The organism is Flavobacteriaceae bacterium (assembly GCA_014075215.1).
Classification (GTDB): Bacteria; Bacteroidota; Bacteroidia; order Flavobacteriales; family Flavobacteriaceae; genus Polaribacter.
This window is the reverse complement of sequence record CP046177.1, coordinates 846,189-861,924: the sequence shown is the minus strand read 5'-3', so window position 1 is coordinate 861,924 and position 15,736 is coordinate 846,189. Positions and strand designations below refer to the sequence as shown.

Below are 15,736 nucleotides of genomic sequence, written 5' to 3'. Positions count from 1 at the left end.
GAATAAAATTATACTTGACTATAAGTATAACTTAAAACATCAAAAGTAATAATTATTCAGATTAAAGATTACGGTTTCTCTCACGAAATAGGATGCAAACTCTCAATAAGTTCATGAAGATTTTCTAAGTCATCCTGTTGATAGCGTTCTGTAGAAGAAATATAACGATGCCCTGCCATATACTGCACTTCTCGGATATTGTGTTGGCTTAACCAATAAGTGATGACTGATGCTCTTATTTGCTTTGCATTTTTAACTTTGTGGTTGAGTTTACGAAGTTCAAAAAACAAACGGTCATTTAGGAAAAATCTATCGCCTTTAACGGGAAATAAGCCCTGTGTGTGGCAATCTATTTTTTCTTGCAACACTTCCCTGTCCTTTTCAAGATAACGCCACAGGGGCAGTATTTGTTGGGATTGTAGCGATAAGGTTCTACTGTTGGTTTTACGAGTAGAAGGAATGTAAATGGTGCCTTTACTCATATCTAAATGTTCATAACGAAGTGTTTTTAATGCTGTAGCATTAAGTCCTTGATACACCATAAAACCTGTAATAATTTTATTGCGAATTGAAACCGACGGACAATTCGGGAATACAATATTTTCAGTTTGATATGAGTAGTATAAATCCTCCAGTTCGTCAAAATCTAAAAGGTTGTGATTGACCGTTCTTCGCTCACCTCTTATGTGGATATTTTGAATAGGATTTTCAAAACGTATTTCAGTTTCAACTAGATAATTGAAGTAGATTTTTAATGCTCCGATTTCACTTCTGACGGTGCTTTTAGAAACGGACTTCCCTTTTCTTTGTTTCTGAATATGTCCTACATATTCAATACAAGATTTATAGTCTATGATTTGGGCATCATAATTTTGGTAGCTACACCAATCGGTAAACTTTAATAGATTGCGAGAGTAAGATTCTATTGTCGTTTTGGCGTAATCTTCTTTATGTAAATAATCTTTAAATGTCATCATGTAATAATTGGTTGTTGAGCATCCACCTCTTTGGCTAAATGCGTATACAGTTGTGTGCTTTCTAAAGACGCATGACCTAAAAAAGTACTAATAGATTTCATAGGTACTTTATTCTGCATCAAATGTGTTGCAATGCTATGGCGTAATGTATGCAAGGTGATATTCTTGTTTTGGATATCTTCATTTTCAGTGGCCTCAATAATTGCTTTTAATCGATTGGCAATACTAATATCGTTGATACGTCTTCCCATCTGTGAAAGTAGTAAGGCATCCGTTTGGTAGTTTTTTATAAAAGCTGGACGTGCATCATATAAGTACTCGTCAATCATATCCAAGTTGTATTTATTAATTGGCACAAACCGTTCTTTGTAATTCTTGCCTTTTCTAACGTAGATACGTTGTTTTTCAAATAAGATATCTTCACAATTCACATGAACCGCTTCGTTACGTCTTAGTCCACAACTATAGAGTAGTACTAATATCATCTTGTCTCGAAGCTGAAAATGTTCGTTCATGTGAGATACATTACAAGCTTCAAATAATGCTTTGATTTCATCTTGAGTTAAAATGACTTTGTTATCGTGATAGTTAATTTTTTCGCCTTTGAGGTGAACGCCAAATTTTACATTTGAATTATGTTCTTTGAGATAGATTAAGAATTTCTTTAAGGCTTGTTGGTGTTTGTTTAAAAATGATTTACTCAGACTGCCACCACGTCTTTGGTTTGTTCTATGTGATAAATACTGGTAATAATCCTTAACAACTTGCGTAGTGATTTTTGTAATATCGCTGTGCCCGTGGCACTCTAAATAGTGAAAAAACTCACGAAGATGATTTGGCAGATTGTAAACCGTAGAAGGAGCATAACCAAGCACGTCTAACCAGTTTTTATAACTGTCAATCAGAGTAATAAATGTGGTGCTTTTTAGTTGTAGTTTCTTCATATTTATTTCCCACGAAAGTGGGAATCTCTTTTAAATTATTTTTTTTGGGTGTCGAGCCTCTCGACTTTTTTCATACCTACCTTATATTTTATTTTTTGTGGCGAATTGGCTCTTACTCTTTAATTATCAAACACTTAGGTTCGCCATTTTGCCAGTGGCGAACCTGTGGCGAGTGGCGGACGGCGAGCCGCCGTAGGCAAGGTATTTCTACTCTTGCGGATATCATTAACTTGCCTTTCTATTATCCATATTATCTAAACCTTCAATGCGTTTTATACAATTATCCAACGCTTCATTAATCTGCTTTTCTAAATTCTTGTACTCATCTACATCTACGATTTCATAAGAAAAAGAATTGCCTTTAATATCATTACGCTTTTTGATATAGCCTTCTTGTACTAACAAGTGGTGGTATCTGCGTAATGTGGTTTCCGCTATTCGCATTTCCTTTCGGATATTTTGATTGGTAAATACAGTATCCTTTTTTTCTGCCAAATACGTCTTGAGACGTTCGAGGTAATTTCGTGTTGCACCATTTAAAGGATCTGATTTACGAAGTAATATGGATTTGATAAGTGTATTAGCTTGTTTGATATCTTCTATACTCGTTTCAATATATTCTTCGCCAGTATGGATATCATATTTTTTCTCACGCCCATATTGGTAGTAGAAAGTAATGGCTTCTATGAATTGCAAATAGTGTGCATTGGTACGTCTTGGTTTGAATACCGAACGTGGTAATATCAAATATTCTGCATAAGGATTGCGGACGGTAAACGTCTTTAAACATCGCTGTACATTTTGCAAGAGGCGAGTCGCCTCAGACATTTTATCCATATCAATCTTCCCTGCTGATAGTAACCTCTGATAATCCATTATTCTATTATCCTGTGCTTCGCTTTCATCAATGTAAAGCAGAAAGGAACGATTAGAATTATCCTCATACAGTTTTTCTTGGGTGGTACATCCAGCAACAGAAACGGGTCCTTCAACCGTTAAGTTTTTGGTTTTGCCTTGTCCGCCAATTCCCTTTTGTACGACTGATTTGGTAATCTTCTTTTTGGTCTGTAATTCTCGTAGTGGATATAAAACATCATCAGCACCATCTAAATCTTCAATTAAAATGAGCTTGTTTTTTAGCTCGTTTCTTTTGAAGTAATAGAATGAATTGCTTGATAAAGACGTGAGGCTGAGCCTCTCTTCTTCGGGAATGAGTTCGGCTACTTTAGATTGTAGGTGTGTTTTTCCACTTCCACTAGAACCAAAAGAAATGCAGTGTAGTGGATTGTCCATTTTACGAGAGGTAAATATCAAATACATTAATAGCCTATTATTGCCTTCGCCAATAACACCAGATTGACCTATTAGTTTGTTGGTTTTCTCTAGTAAATTTTCAGACTTTAAAAAATCCATTGCCGAGCGTCTTTCTTTTTTATATAGTAAATAGGCTTCCGCTTCTTCGTCTTCTTCTTTATCCAATAACTCAATTCGGTATTTTTCAAGATGGTTAATGAGTTCTTGTAAACTACGTCTGATAATAGATGTACCCACTTCTAAATATTCCGCTAACTTGCGAACCAGTTTTTCTACCGCATTGGAATTGTACAAATCAATGTTATGACGCAAGGCATGAAATTCATCTTCCCTCGTATTTACTTTAAGGGTTATTCGCATACGGTCTAATCCGAAAACGGATAAACCACCTAGAATATGGAAGTCTAAGACTTCGGTTGAGAATTTAAAATGATTAGGATTTGAAGTGTCGAGTTGATTCATAATGTACAGTTAATTATTTTAGAAACGTATTACACAATTAATTAAAGCAAATATAAACTTATAAGTTTATATATAAAAATAAAACTTGTGTTTTTTGCTGTTATAAATAATTTGACCTACATTTGAGTCGGAAATCGACATTTAATTATATAAAATAGCCTAAATATGGAAGCTACACACTTGTTTTTACTTCAAAACATCAAACGAATTCGTAAAGAAAAAGGACTCACCCAACAAGATGTAGCAGATGGTGCAGAAATGCTTGTACCTACCTATTCACGTTTAGAGCGTGGTGGTACGAATCCAAACTTATCGTCTATTGTTCGTATAGCCGATGCACTGGGTGTTTCTGTAATAGAATTATTTCAGTCTTCAGATATTAAAGATCGTTCGGTGGCTCAGAAAGTAGAAATGATTAACGAACTTTCTGAATACAACAAGAATGTGATTAATATCATGCTTGATACAGTCATTGAGAAAGACCGTGTTGAGCAACTACAGAATGTAAAAATGAAAAACCGTTTGGCAGAACTTAATGCTATCGGTAAGAAATCTTAATGGCATATTAGCTCCAAAACATAGTGTATTTATCCTTGTCAATTAATTTTAAAAATTCGTTAATATCTTTTACTTCTGAGTGTGGCTTGTAGAGTTCCCACTTCATAGATTGTCCCATACAATACACTTTCCAAATTCCTTTTGATTTGATTCGTTTTGCTTTTGCATTTGGAAATTTAACAGAAGTCCCGTCAAAACCTTCCATAATAGAATAAATCTCTAGAGTTTGATTTTCATACGTAAAGAAAATATTTTGGTCTTCTTTCTTTTGATTAGGAGCTAATCTACTTGCTAGATAGTCATGTGTTAATTTGGAAACTAAATCTATTTGCATAATCAATTGGTTATTCAAAATCAGAAAAGAATGCACTTAAGCTCATCTTGTGTGCCTCTAATATTCTAAGCAGGCTTTCAAAGGTAAAGTTTGTTCCTTTTTCCATACGCCAATACTGCATCCTTGAAATACCATGCTCAATAGCAAAATTCTCATAGGAGGTATAGCCATTGGCTATTCTTATTTTTTCCAGTTTTTCGGCTACTTGTATAATTTTTGGGTCTAGTGTTTTGCTTTTTGCTGTCGTCTTTTTTGCCATGAGTTCTACGGTTTTTAATAAAGGTAAAATTCATGGTTTTAGATATTTTACGTTACAACATATAAATTACCACATTATTGATACATTTTTCTTATGTTTGCCTTGTATAATTCTAAAAACATACTAATTATGAAAAAAACTTTTTTATTAATGGCACTTCTAGGCGTGTTAATGCTTAATTCTTGCAAATCAACGTCAGCATCCTTGCAACGCGCAACTGCAACAACTATTGGTAATACTCTTGCTAGTCAAGTCAGCATTTCTAATGTGAAGCGTGGTGGCTCAAATGTTTCATGGGAAGCCAAGAAAGATGGTAAATGCTACAAATGTGAGGCAGATGATATGGTACGCAGAACTAATTGTGTAAAAGTGGAATGTAAAGATTAAAAATTATGAGAACAACAACATTATTTTTTAGTCTCTTATCATTTTTATTTATCGCTATGTCCTCGTGTAATTCTAAAGTAGAGTTGAGTTCAGAAGAAGCCATGACAATTCTTACTAAAGAATTTAAAGCGTCTTGCAGTAAGTCATTATTAACTGCCTTCAATAGTTATGATAAGAAGTATAATACTTTTATAAGCAACGCTGAATCAGCAGAAAAAAATGGACTGGTTACAATAAACAGAAGATTTATTTCTGGTTTTGGTGGTGGCGGACGTTATGAAATAAGTCTTAGGCCTACACAGGCGATGAAGTCTAAATATTTTGTGGGGAGGGAAAAATATAGAATTGCAGATGGTTATGTTACTGAAATTCTTGGAGTTTCTCATGATGAGAATACCAATAAAGCAACGGTACGATTTAGCTATAAATATCGAACTAATGATTTATATTACTTGCGAGGTAGAAAAGAGGAATGCTCTAGTGAGACTTTTGAAGATGAGGTAACATTTACTTTGTTTGATACAGGTTGGAAATTAGATAAGTAATGTCCTTTATGGTGCAAATGTCCTAAGTCGCCTGCGGGCTTTTAGGACATTCGGTCTTCTGATGTCAGCTAAGTCGAAAGCAAACTGCGTAAGCAATCTTTTAGAACATCTGCGAAGAGCCAGATTGCAAGTTTAATTGAAACTAACGTTATCAATAAAACTTGCATCTGGTTGAGGGCTTCCCTCAAACTCCCTTTTACCGCCACCAAAAAAATAGAACGCTTTTTTCTAGCGTTCTATATCATTGGATCTGTCTAAATCTTGTTGGTTTCTTTGTCTTTGTAAGGAGGCAAAACGCTCCTGTGTTTTATCTTTTAAAAGTAGCAATTGCAAGTCAATCCCAAGACTATGTTTAAAACGATACTTTCGTTTTCTATAATACACGCCTGTTAGTTTTCCATTACGATGATAGGTTTTGATATTGTTTTTTTGCAGTAGTTTTTCAAATTGAGTAAGGCTATTACTTTTTTGAAAATAATCTTTTATTTTCCTAAAGATGATATCTTTATCCGATGGCATTGCCATCCGTTTCTTATATTGAGTTTCTTTTTCAGAATAGGCTTTGGTTAATTCTTTTTTTTTAATCCATGTCGTACCACACTATCTTCTAATTGAGGATATTTAGCTATTTGGTAAGCCTGGAGCTGGTTTTTTATCTCTGATAGCCTTTTTTTGCTGATTCTTGCACTCTTAAAATCTGATGTCTTTATACCGCTAAAAATCAAATGTGCATGATAATTTTTGTTCTTCTCAAAATGCACCGCTCCAACGCATAACATCTGTTCATTACTTCTTAATTTGATGTATTTGTTTACCAAATCTTTAATGATGTTTCTGTTTAAATATTTGGTTGATTTATCAGAAAAAGAGATAACTTCGTGATAACAAATCACCGATTTATTGGCATAAAAAGATTGCCTTGCTTGTTCTAAATCTTCAAACTGTTTTGCCCATTTGTCTTTGTCGTAGCTTCTTAAATGCTGTTTAAATACTAATTGCTTTCCATTTGGGTCTTTGAATGGTTTTCTAGCATCAAAGATGTATTTAATCAGCTTTCTAGCGGACTTTCTATCACTTGTGTGAGAAATACTTTTTACGATCATTTAATAGGTTCTAAGAGCGTTTCTAGTTGTTTAAAAAGATGTAGTAATTCTTCATAACTTTGTTGTAATTCTGAATAACTATTTTCAAAATGGAGCATTTCAACAATATCATAACTCAATGATAACAGACGTTTTATTTCTATAAAATTCTTTGTGTTGGTAGGTGCTTTTACATTTCCTGCACTATCTTTTGCATAATCAAGTGCTATGTCTTTTAAAAAACGAGCGAGTTTTTTTCCGTTTTCAATTGCGAGTTTTTGCATTACTTCTTTCTCTTTTTTTGAAAAAGAAATACTAATATTTATATGCGTTTTGTTATATCTACGCTTTTGATACTGCTGTAAATACAATTTACGGAACACTTTTCGTGCTTGAGTTATTTCTTCTGCTGTGCCTGTTTCTAAAACACCTGTAGCATTTAGATACGTTTGTACATCTTTGTATGGAAATTCTGTTGTTATCATCTTTTACTATGGGTACCTTAAAAAAATATTAGCGTTCAATTTCAGTTTGGTAAGACATATCTGCTTGTTCAATACTAAGTGCATTCAAACGTTGTTTGACGATGTCAGTAGGTAACCCTAGTGATCTTGCGGTACGAAATATTTCTGCTAACTCTTTACTTCTGTCATCATGAAAACGTTTAATCTTAAAAAGAACACTACTAACAAAATATGGTTCATCACTTAATGATTTTCCTGTACAGTTCTTAATCACTTTATTTAAGGCTTCACTACGCAATGAGGGATGTTTATAGACATCTTTTTCAATTTGTCTTAAATAGCGAATATGAACAGGAATAATCATCTTGGGAGGTGTTTTTAATATCCTTGAAATTCTTGAAGTAGATAATTTTTCTTTAGGAATGACAATTGATTTATCAATCCACATATCGCCTATCTTGACTTGGGTGTGAGTCATGTCATCTATCGTACCTAAACCTTTTATCTTCTGACCGATGCTAAAATCTTGCATTTGGGATTTGATAAATTCTTCTTGAGTATCAAATTCCCATACTAGCTGTAAAATAGAAGACTTCTTATTTGCTAAATCTTGTTTTTCTTTATTACTGTTCCTAATCTTATCGTTCTCTATCATACTCTTGGTCTTGTGTTTTGTTTTTGAGTTCTTCTATATTGAGTTCAATTATTCTCTTTACAGCAGTAAATTCATTCAACGTTTTTTCTTCAAAATCAACATCTCGTTCAATTCTAAGCCCAGAAGGACGCCCAATAGATTCTAATTCACTTATAGAAAATGTTCTCCATTCTTTCTGTGTTAACCAAAGAACATAACCATAACAAGTATCTGTTTCGGGGTTATATTCAGTGGGATACCAAGAGGCAGTACCACAAGGGTCAAAAAATCTAGTAACAAGGATTGGATTTTTGTTTTCTGATTGATCGCCTATTTCGGCAAAACGTTGTTGTATTTCTTTTGTGATTAATTTCATAATGGTAAATTTTAATCCTTATTTATTTTTAGCGTTCAACATCGGCATCTAAAGAGGCTTCATTTTCATTTGCTTTATCTTGGGCTTCTAATGCTTCAAATCGTTCCTTAATTTGTTTTTCTGTATTAGGTGTAGCTTTTGTTTCAGCTTGCATTTCTAAAAAACCTTGATGCTCCTCTGCAATCATTTGTAATTGTTCTTTTCGTTCTTTCTCTCTTTTGTTAATCCATTCTTGACGTTTGTTTTCTTTCCTGTCCATCTATCTACTTTATTTTCTAGTTTTATAGACAGGGTTTCCAAGCCTTTTTCAGCAAAAACAATGGCTTTGTTTAGTACGGATGAAATGCCGAACATAGAAGTGTTTTTTGTTTTCATTTTTTTAATGGTGTTTTAAATTTGTTATTCAAGATGCATTCAATACTATCCAATCGCCTTTCTATTCTTTTTGTAAGATCTGATTTTTTTAAATCAATTTTTATCACTGCACAAAAAGCGATGCACATAATAAGTGTTGTAATTGCTTCCAAAAATTTCATTTTTACGTCTGTTTTGTTGTTTTTCATAATTTGTATATGCTTTATCATTAAGTTATTTATTTATCTATTGTACTGCTTTACTAACTACTGAATCTTCTGTTTCAACAGCACCAATCAACGCATCAATCGGCAAAAGTTCAGGCATAGGATTGTTTGCAAAAACCTCTGGCGTTGGTATTTCTGCTTGCTTTTTCATTTTTCTATCTACATAATAGGGTTTGATACGTTTTAGCTGTATAGGTCTTTCATTATTACACAATAAAAAACCTCCTTCTTTGGTATGGCTGTGCATCACTTCTTCTGGAGTAAGTACTTCTCTTGATAGCGTTTTTCCATCTTTTTCATAAGAATATCTTCCTAAAGACTTGCTAATATGAGTAGCCGTTTCTAAATCTTGTTGCCCTAAATACAATACCGTTCCTGTATTCGCTTTTAAGGTGGTTGCTCCCTCTTTTCCATATAATTCTATACATTGGCTATAGGACTGAAAACCAAAGACGCCGAATGATTTAAACTTACGTATTTGACTGGAAATGAAAGGGATATAGCCCTTGTCCATTGTTCGAACTGCTGACATTTCATCTGCTAGAAATCCAATCGTATTGTCTTCTTTTTTTGGAATTCCTGCATCCATGATATGGGTAAACCACGCTTTTAGAAATAATGAGTTTAACCCCATTAATCGTTTTTGTTGGGTAATAGAACTTTGAATCCATAATATTTTTTTCTGAGAACGATAGGATTCCATATCAAGTGTAGTGCTGGAAGTCATACGAATTATATGTTCATCTTGCCAAAGATTGAGAACTGACAAAGTGGATGAGAAAATGCTGTTCAACATTTTTTTATCATTAGCTAAAATTGCCTTGAGGTTGCTGTATAAAAAATCATCTGCGTATTTGGCAATCAGCATATTCATTTTTTCAAATTCTCCTTGTAGTTGAACAACTAAATATCTGACATTGTATAAATTGGTAAATTTATTTGTGCCTAAAACCACTTCTAAACCTTTTAAAAGTTGAATTATATAACTAATTAGTGAAGTGCTAAGATTTGCCCAAATAGGGTCTGTATTTGCATTCTGCGTAGTCGTACTTGCCACCAAGTCTGATGCAAAACGATGGATGTCTTGGGGTTTTAAATCTTGTAGTGGATTCCACGTCGTCGTACTTGCATTTGCATCAGAGAAATTAACGATGTCTTCCCCATCAAGATGTTCTTGTAAACTACCACCAGAGACATCTCTCAATTCTTTTGCTAAATCTAAACAAATGAGTGAAATTGGCGATAATTCCTTGTAAGAAAGTAAATTTTGTAGAAAAACTTTTGTCGATTTTCCTGACCCAGTCTGCCCGAGTAATAATGCACTTTTTAATATTTGATCTAAAGCGATGTATTTATTGCCAATTTTAAGACCATTGCCTTTTTTATGTTTTCTTTTAAGTACTCGTCTGGCATTACCTAACTTTCCTTTGTAATTGTGTTTACTCCCAACTATTTGTTGAAGTAAACTATCTAATCCGTCTGAAATACTATCTAAAATATCATGTATCATATTTTTATATTATGCGTTTGTTGTTATTTATTATTTCTATTTTTTTGTCTTTTTTTTATGTTCTTTTTCTTGCTGCCCAACTGACTTATTTCATATTTACATCAATCAGCTTTTTAAAGGCGGAATTGAATGCTGTAAGTAATACCTCACTACCTCTTGTGAGGCAATAAATACTTATGAGACAAATTTTTAAAAGAAATCCTAGTATTATAAAAAGTGTTTTCATTTTATCGTTTTGTATTCGTTTTTATATTCGTAGAAATATTTTTTTAAGCTGTTTTAAAAAGCAGTGTTTCCACTGCTTTTTCATCTATCATTAGATATGCTTTTCAACTCATAAATCATCTTGGGCTTTGGTAAGATTCGCCGAGAATGAAATAGGAATTTTCAAGCTATCAAATACAGTTGTATATACTTCTTGAAGTCTCAAATAGCGTTCATTTTCTGCATTGTTTTTAGGAATAAAAACAATATGTACACTAAGTTTCGAGATGTTTTCTAAACCTTCTGCCTTTTGTAAATAACTTTTTATCAGTTTCTCGGGATGACGTTGTAATAACAAAACATCGCGAGTGCGATAAAATGAAAGCCAATTACTATTCTCCATCAAATCACTGTAAACAATAATACGTTTGTTGGTTTTCTCTGGAAGTGATGCCAGTATTTTAACCTCGGAGATAATCGGTCCAAAAATGGATGAGTGAGAGGATGGAATAATAGAATCCTTTCGTGTAAGTAGTTGGATTAAATTATTTTGAAATCTATCAGCCTCTTGTTTCTCATTAACGGCATTACTTAAAAGCCCCCCTTTGCTGGCTTTTCGTACCAATTCACTTACAGGATTAAAATCTACATCTGAAATTTCTAAATACCGAATTAAAAGTGTTTTATCGGTATTGGTTGCATTTGCAAAATCCTTAATTTCTCTTACATTTGGAGTTGCAATAAGTGGGTCAGTTACATCATACAGTATGGTGTATGCTTCTGTTTTTGGTGTTTCTGTCTCGCAACTAGCAAGAACAAAAACCAATAGTAATATCTTATATTTCATCATTCATATCAGCATTGTTAAACTCTAGTAAACTATCGTCTTGAAAGTACAGTGTTAATGGTGGTAATCCTTGATTATCTTCAAAGCAAATTGGAATCATAGAATCACTTCTAAAATGAATGTTCTTACTAACATACACTTGGTAAGCATCTTCATACATTGCTTTTATTTTCAACTCTACATCTTTGGAACTACTAATCAGCGTTCGTCTTGTAATAAGGCTTGTACTCAAATTTTGTTCTAAAGTTTCTAAAGTATTCTCTAAATCATTTTTTTTCCTTACATCTTTTTGGATTCCTTTTTTTGCATTTTTCCACTGCTGGTATTTTTCAATTTCAGATTTTAAAGGCAAATAGTTGTATTTGAGAAATAAGGCACAAGTGAACATGAATAATTGAATTGACATAAATTGAAAGGCGGATAATTCAAAGCCAGTTTGTCCGTTAGACATTACCTTTAAATATTCTATCCTAAAATTCCCCAGCGTTAGAAAAACCCCACCTACAATACTTAGAATAAGAGCTAAGGCTCCGATGAATTGAATTCTGGTATTTGTACGGCGCAAAATGTTACAACCTATTAATGCTGAAAAATATAGAGCCACTCCAAAAACACATCCTACCAACAAACTAAGGAGCATATTAGGCATCAGCAGTTGCAGACTCGTAGCTGAAAATAGTGCCTCCCCTGTACACAAACCAAGAATCCCAGGAAATACTTTATTATATTGTGCAATTCTCTCACGGTACGATTTTAAATTCTCAATGGCTCTTTCCTTAATACGAAGATCATTTTTTACTTTCTTTACTTTCTCCAAAAGGCGAGTTTTTTGCCTTTTAAAAATCTTTATTTCCTCGTTCATGTGAAATTGTTGCTGAGAATTTTGAGATGAAGATTTGTAATTAATTATTTCCCTGTTAAAACGGGTGGTTAAAAAATTACTCTGAATAAAATTCTTCGTCTCAGAAGAAGGAACATTATGACTTGCATCATCTTTTGCTTTCTCTAAAGTAATTGGGATAATTTCTTCTACATAAACTTCTTCTAATTGTTGTACGTACTGGTTATCAGAAGCCTTGATAACGGTAACCAAATTTTTATGGTTTCTTGACTTGTTTTGATTTTTAATTTTGTTTTTAAACATTTCATAATATTTCGCATTAAATTAAAATAGCATTCCAACTCTTGGAATGGTAAAAAGCACCTTGAAGTATTTTCAAGGTGCATATAAGACATCAACAACTTGCAACAAGTTTGTTGTAAAAGCGCATCGCTTTTTGGTACGATTTTGTGTAATAGGTTTGATGGGTTCTACCATCTAACAGCACATAGCATTTAGAATCTTTTACATCGTGTAGAAATCTGATTTTTCCTTCAGAATCTAAAATTTGCATACTTCTAATTTTAGAGTAATTCATACTCTTTAAATACGTTGAAGTTTCTTTTTGAATCTTCTTTGCTGTAATCTTTGTTTTGTTTTTACTCATAATTATTGTTTTAATATTATGATTGCAATTACTTAACAATAAGGAGTTTGTCATTCGAAACACCATTCGATTTTGGGAAAATCATTCGAAAATTCATTCGATTTTAAAAAAGTGTATTTTTATAGGGCAAATTGACGTCAAATGATACAAAAAAATCAATTAGAATTGTTTTGGAACTTCCTTTATGGAATAGGAGATTTATCTATTCCAAAAAAAGGAAACCCTCATCATAGTGTTGCAAAAGATATTTTATGGGCTTCAGCACTAGTCAAGAAAGGTTGGGGCATTGATAAACTTGAAATTGATGACCCTTTAGATAAAAACAAAAAAATAAAAGACTTTATAAAACTTCAATCTAAGAGTGAATCGATTGCTGGTCATATCAAAACTGGCAAATTACCTATAAGAACTTTCAACGCTATTTTATGTTACTTCTTTTTTTCTATCGCTAGAGATTATCAAAATCCAAAAGAGAGTATTCCATATTTAAAAGATTTAATTATTTTTTTTGATATTATTGAAGCAAAATCTCTACCAATAATATCAAATTTACATACAGAAGCATTTATAAATCATTTATTAAAAAAAATAAAACTAATTGGTATAAGACCAGAATTATCTCCTAATTTTAAGCTCTCCTTTTTTCAATTTAATGATCAAGGAATAGAAATAGAATTGTCTGAAAATAGAGATGATGTTCCTTTTGAGAAAAGCCCATTAGAAGTATATAAAGGTGTAGCTTTATATAAAGAAGAATTAAAAAATGAATTTAAAGAAATACGTGTTGGATTTGATGGTTTCCCAATACCTATAAATGAAGTCGTTGAGCTTCCTTTTTTTATAATTGATAAGAGAATAGAAGAGAATAAAAATTTGCTTGAAAATGAATTAAAACATCAACAAAAAGTAGAAGATAGCCAAGACTTACTATTAATAAATGAGTTAAAGGAAGAAATTGCTAAAATAGACACCTTTTTAAATAAAGAAAATACCCCATTTGAGGTTTTAGACAAAAAACAAGACACTTTTATCTTATCTCCAGCAGGTTCAGGGAAAACAACAATATTGAAATGGATAGCCTATAAACTTTCACACCAAAATAAACAACTTCCAGTTTTTATTGAATTACAATCTTATAATTCAGATTTATTGGCACTAATTAAATATAGTCTAAAACGATTTAAACTTAGCTTAGAGACAATCAAAAATATACCCTTAATATTATTAATTGATGGCTTTGATGAGTATAGTGGTAAAGAGGAATCAACATTAATAAGAGAAATACGAGATTTTAAAAAAGATTATAATTGTCAAATCATTTTTAGTGGACGATATAAACCCGTAACAATCGGAGAAAAAGAGTTTATTACTTATAGGTTATCTGAATTTAATTTTGATGATATTAAACGTGTTTTCAAAAATGTTTTTCCTGAAAAAGGAATTAATTATTATGATAAGTTACATAATGGAGAATTACTAATGTCTCGTCCTAAAATAGGGCTACAGTTAATTATTAAAATTTATGCTACATTTTTGTGCACGTAATTAGGTGTTTTATAATCTAAAGATAAATGTAATCTTTTATTATTATATAATTTGATTGCATTTTTTGTTGCTTTTTTGGCGTGATTGATATTTGTAAATGTTTGGTCGAGGAAGAATTCATCTTTTAAAATTCCGTTAACTCTTTCGGCCATTGCGTTTTCGTAGCAATGATTTTCTTGGGTCATACTGATTTGTATCTTTTTTCTTTTCAAAATTTGAGTATAAACATTGCTACAATATTGTATTCCTCTATCAGAATGATGTATGATTTCTTCGGTATTTTTAGTTTGATAAATAGCTTTATTTAAAGCTCTAACACAGCCTTTAAGTTCTAAACTATCACTAATATCATAGCCTACTATTTTTCTTGAATACATATCAGTAATAAGTGCTAAATAACAAAATCCATTTATAGTTCTTATATAGGTAATATCCGAAGCCCAAACTTGGTTAGGTCTATTAATGATCAGGTCTTTTATGATATTTTTATATTTATAAAAACGATGGTAAGAGTTGGTTGTTTTAGAAGAATATTTTTTCCTTCTAATTAACAAATTATTTTCTTTTAAGATTCTAAATAACTGGTCTCTACCTATATTTATATTCTGTTTCCTAAAATCATTATGTAAGGATTTCATTAGCTTTCTAGTACCTTCTCTGGGTAATGTTTTCCTGCTTTTTTTAACAAGCATTATTACATTTTGTTCTATTTGTTTTTTAAGAACAAACCTTTTTTGATATTTGTAATAAGCATCTCTTTTTAACTCGAAAGCATTACAAATAGTAGCGATGGCGTACCTTCTTTTTTTTCTATTAATCGGTGCTATTTTCATTAAGGCTTTATGTTTAAGTTTTTTTTTAATTCTTCAACATTTTTATAGCCAAGATTTTCAGCAGCTACTTCAAGATAACTATCATTCACAAGTTTATCTAGATCCTTTTTAATAAGAAGATCTTTGAGTTGTTTTAGCTCTTTTTGAAGGGCTTTAATACGGGATAATTCGTCGTCTGTTTGCACGGTTACACGGGTGTTCATTAAATCTTTACGGTCATATTTTTTAATCCATACGTTTATCGTACTAGATTGTATGCCGTAAGTTAAGGCAATTTGTCTTTTGGAATGGTTTCCTTTGGTAAGTTCTGCTAATACTTTGAGTTTAAAACTCTCACTATAACGTCTTACATATCCATCATTTTTATACATATACTTGTTGTTTTTTGTATAC

The 15,736-nt window shown here is 32.1% G+C and carries 22 protein-coding genes; 4 read left to right on the top strand and 18 right to left on the bottom strand.

Going from position 1 to position 15,736, the window contains the following annotated elements; translation table 11 throughout:
• Positions 1 to 80 precede the first annotated feature (80 nt).
• The 3 genes from GKR88_04380 to GKR88_04370 form a co-directional block, all read right to left on the bottom strand.
• Positions 81 to 977: a tyrosine-type recombinase/integrase gene (locus tag GKR88_04380; GenBank protein ID QMU63592.1), complete on the bottom strand. Its 897-nt coding sequence runs from the start codon at positions 975 to 977 to the stop codon at positions 81 to 83.
• Positions 974 to 1,921, bottom strand: coding sequence for a tyrosine-type recombinase/integrase (locus GKR88_04375; protein QMU63591.1), 948 nt, complete (start codon positions 1,919 to 1,921; stop codon positions 974 to 976). Before GKR88_04375 ends, GKR88_04380 begins: the two co-directional genes overlap by 4 nt.
• A 225-nt stretch (positions 1,922 to 2,146) precedes the next feature.
• Entirely contained in the window at positions 2,147 to 3,697 is a 1,551-nt protein-coding gene (locus GKR88_04370) for a hypothetical protein (GenBank protein ID QMU63590.1), read from the bottom strand.
• Between the two features lie 165 nt (positions 3,698 to 3,862).
• Here GKR88_04370 and GKR88_04365 point away from each other — a divergent pair, with 165 nt between their 5' ends.
• A complete protein-coding gene (locus GKR88_04365; protein QMU63589.1) occupies positions 3,863 to 4,255 on the top strand; it encodes a helix-turn-helix domain-containing protein in 393 nt (130 codons plus the stop codon).
• A 7-nt stretch (positions 4,256 to 4,262) separates the two neighbouring features.
• Here GKR88_04365 and GKR88_04360 read toward each other — a convergent pair whose 3' ends face one another.
• Positions 4,263 to 4,589, bottom strand: a complete 327-nt coding sequence (locus GKR88_04360) for a DUF3024 domain-containing protein (protein ID QMU63588.1) — start codon at positions 4,587 to 4,589, stop codon at positions 4,263 to 4,265.
• 10 nt (positions 4,590 to 4,599) lie between these two features.
• A complete protein-coding gene (locus GKR88_04355; GenBank protein QMU63587.1) occupies positions 4,600 to 4,848 on the bottom strand; it encodes an XRE family transcriptional regulator in 249 nt (82 codons plus the stop codon).
• 129 nt (positions 4,849 to 4,977) lie between these two features.
• Between GKR88_04355 and GKR88_04350 the strand changes: the two genes are divergently transcribed.
• Both GKR88_04350 and GKR88_04345 read left to right on the top strand, forming a co-directional pair.
• Positions 4,978 to 5,235: a hypothetical protein gene (locus GKR88_04350; protein ID QMU63586.1), complete on the top strand. Its 258-nt coding sequence runs from the start codon at positions 4,978 to 4,980 to the stop codon at positions 5,233 to 5,235.
• A 5-nt stretch (positions 5,236 to 5,240) separates the two neighbouring features.
• A complete protein-coding gene (locus GKR88_04345; protein ID QMU63585.1) occupies positions 5,241 to 5,780 on the top strand; it encodes a hypothetical protein in 540 nt (179 codons plus the stop codon).
• Positions 5,781 to 6,008: 228 nt separating this feature from the next.
• Here the strand turns inward: GKR88_04345 and GKR88_04340 are convergent, their stop codons facing one another.
• The 11 genes from GKR88_04340 to GKR88_04290 form a co-directional block, all read right to left on the bottom strand.
• Complete coding sequence (locus GKR88_04340) at positions 6,009 to 6,299, bottom strand: hypothetical protein (protein QMU63584.1); 291 nt, start codon at positions 6,297 to 6,299, stop codon at positions 6,009 to 6,011.
• A gap of 47 nt (positions 6,300 to 6,346) precedes the next feature.
• Positions 6,347 to 6,883, bottom strand: a complete 537-nt coding sequence (locus tag GKR88_04335) for a hypothetical protein (protein ID QMU63583.1) — start codon at positions 6,881 to 6,883, stop codon at positions 6,347 to 6,349.
• Positions 6,880 to 7,347, bottom strand: coding sequence for a hypothetical protein (locus GKR88_04330; GenBank protein ID QMU63582.1), 468 nt, complete (start codon positions 7,345 to 7,347; stop codon positions 6,880 to 6,882). The genes GKR88_04335 and GKR88_04330 overlap by 4 nt, the downstream gene beginning before the upstream one ends.
• A gap of 28 nt (positions 7,348 to 7,375) precedes the next feature.
• Complete coding sequence (locus GKR88_04325; GenBank protein ID QMU63581.1) at positions 7,376 to 7,981, bottom strand: hypothetical protein; 606 nt, start codon at positions 7,979 to 7,981, stop codon at positions 7,376 to 7,378.
• Positions 7,965 to 8,336, bottom strand: a complete 372-nt coding sequence (locus tag GKR88_04320) for a DUF2958 domain-containing protein (protein ID QMU63580.1) — start codon at positions 8,334 to 8,336, stop codon at positions 7,965 to 7,967. Before GKR88_04320 ends, GKR88_04325 begins: the two co-directional genes overlap by 17 nt.
• Positions 8,337 to 8,364: 28 nt before the next feature.
• The gene (locus GKR88_04315; protein ID QMU63579.1) at positions 8,365 to 8,595 is read right to left on the bottom strand and encodes a hypothetical protein; all 231 of its coding nucleotides are present in this window, start codon (positions 8,593 to 8,595) and stop codon (positions 8,365 to 8,367) included.
• Positions 8,596 to 8,707: 112 nt separating this feature from the next.
• Entirely contained in the window at positions 8,708 to 8,899 is a 192-nt protein-coding gene (locus GKR88_04310; GenBank protein ID QMU63578.1) for a hypothetical protein, read from the bottom strand.
• A 37-nt stretch (positions 8,900 to 8,936) separates the two neighbouring features.
• The gene (locus GKR88_04305) at positions 8,937 to 10,427 is read right to left on the bottom strand and encodes a type IV secretion system DNA-binding domain-containing protein (protein QMU63577.1); all 1,491 of its coding nucleotides are present in this window, start codon (positions 10,425 to 10,427) and stop codon (positions 8,937 to 8,939) included.
• Positions 10,428 to 10,761: 334 nt separating this feature from the next.
• The gene (locus GKR88_04300; protein ID QMU63576.1) at positions 10,762 to 11,481 is read right to left on the bottom strand and encodes a hypothetical protein; all 720 of its coding nucleotides are present in this window, start codon (positions 11,479 to 11,481) and stop codon (positions 10,762 to 10,764) included.
• Complete coding sequence (locus GKR88_04295; protein ID QMU63575.1) at positions 11,468 to 12,622, bottom strand: hypothetical protein; 1,155 nt, start codon at positions 12,620 to 12,622, stop codon at positions 11,468 to 11,470. Before GKR88_04295 ends, GKR88_04300 begins: the two co-directional genes overlap by 14 nt.
• A 91-nt stretch (positions 12,623 to 12,713) precedes the next feature.
• Entirely contained in the window at positions 12,714 to 12,965 is a 252-nt protein-coding gene (locus GKR88_04290) for a hypothetical protein (GenBank protein QMU63574.1), read from the bottom strand.
• Positions 12,966 to 13,106: 141 nt separating this feature from the next.
• On the opposite strand from GKR88_04290, the gene GKR88_04285 reads away from it, so the two are divergent.
• Positions 13,107 to 14,510 carry an AAA family ATPase gene (locus tag GKR88_04285; GenBank protein QMU63573.1) on the top strand — a complete coding sequence of 468 codons (1,404 nt, stop codon included), beginning with the start codon at positions 13,107 to 13,109 and terminating at the stop codon, positions 14,508 to 14,510.
• On the opposite strand, the gene GKR88_04280 is transcribed toward GKR88_04285, so the two are convergent.
• Complete coding sequence (locus GKR88_04280) at positions 14,486 to 15,343, bottom strand: IS3 family transposase (GenBank protein QMU63572.1); 858 nt, start codon at positions 15,341 to 15,343, stop codon at positions 14,486 to 14,488. The genes GKR88_04285 and GKR88_04280 overlap by 25 nt on opposite strands.
• Positions 15,343 to 15,714: a transposase gene (locus GKR88_04275; protein ID QMU63571.1), complete on the bottom strand. Its 372-nt coding sequence runs from the start codon at positions 15,712 to 15,714 to the stop codon at positions 15,343 to 15,345. Before GKR88_04275 ends, GKR88_04280 begins: the two co-directional genes overlap by 1 nt.
• Positions 15,715 to 15,736 lie beyond the last annotated feature (22 nt).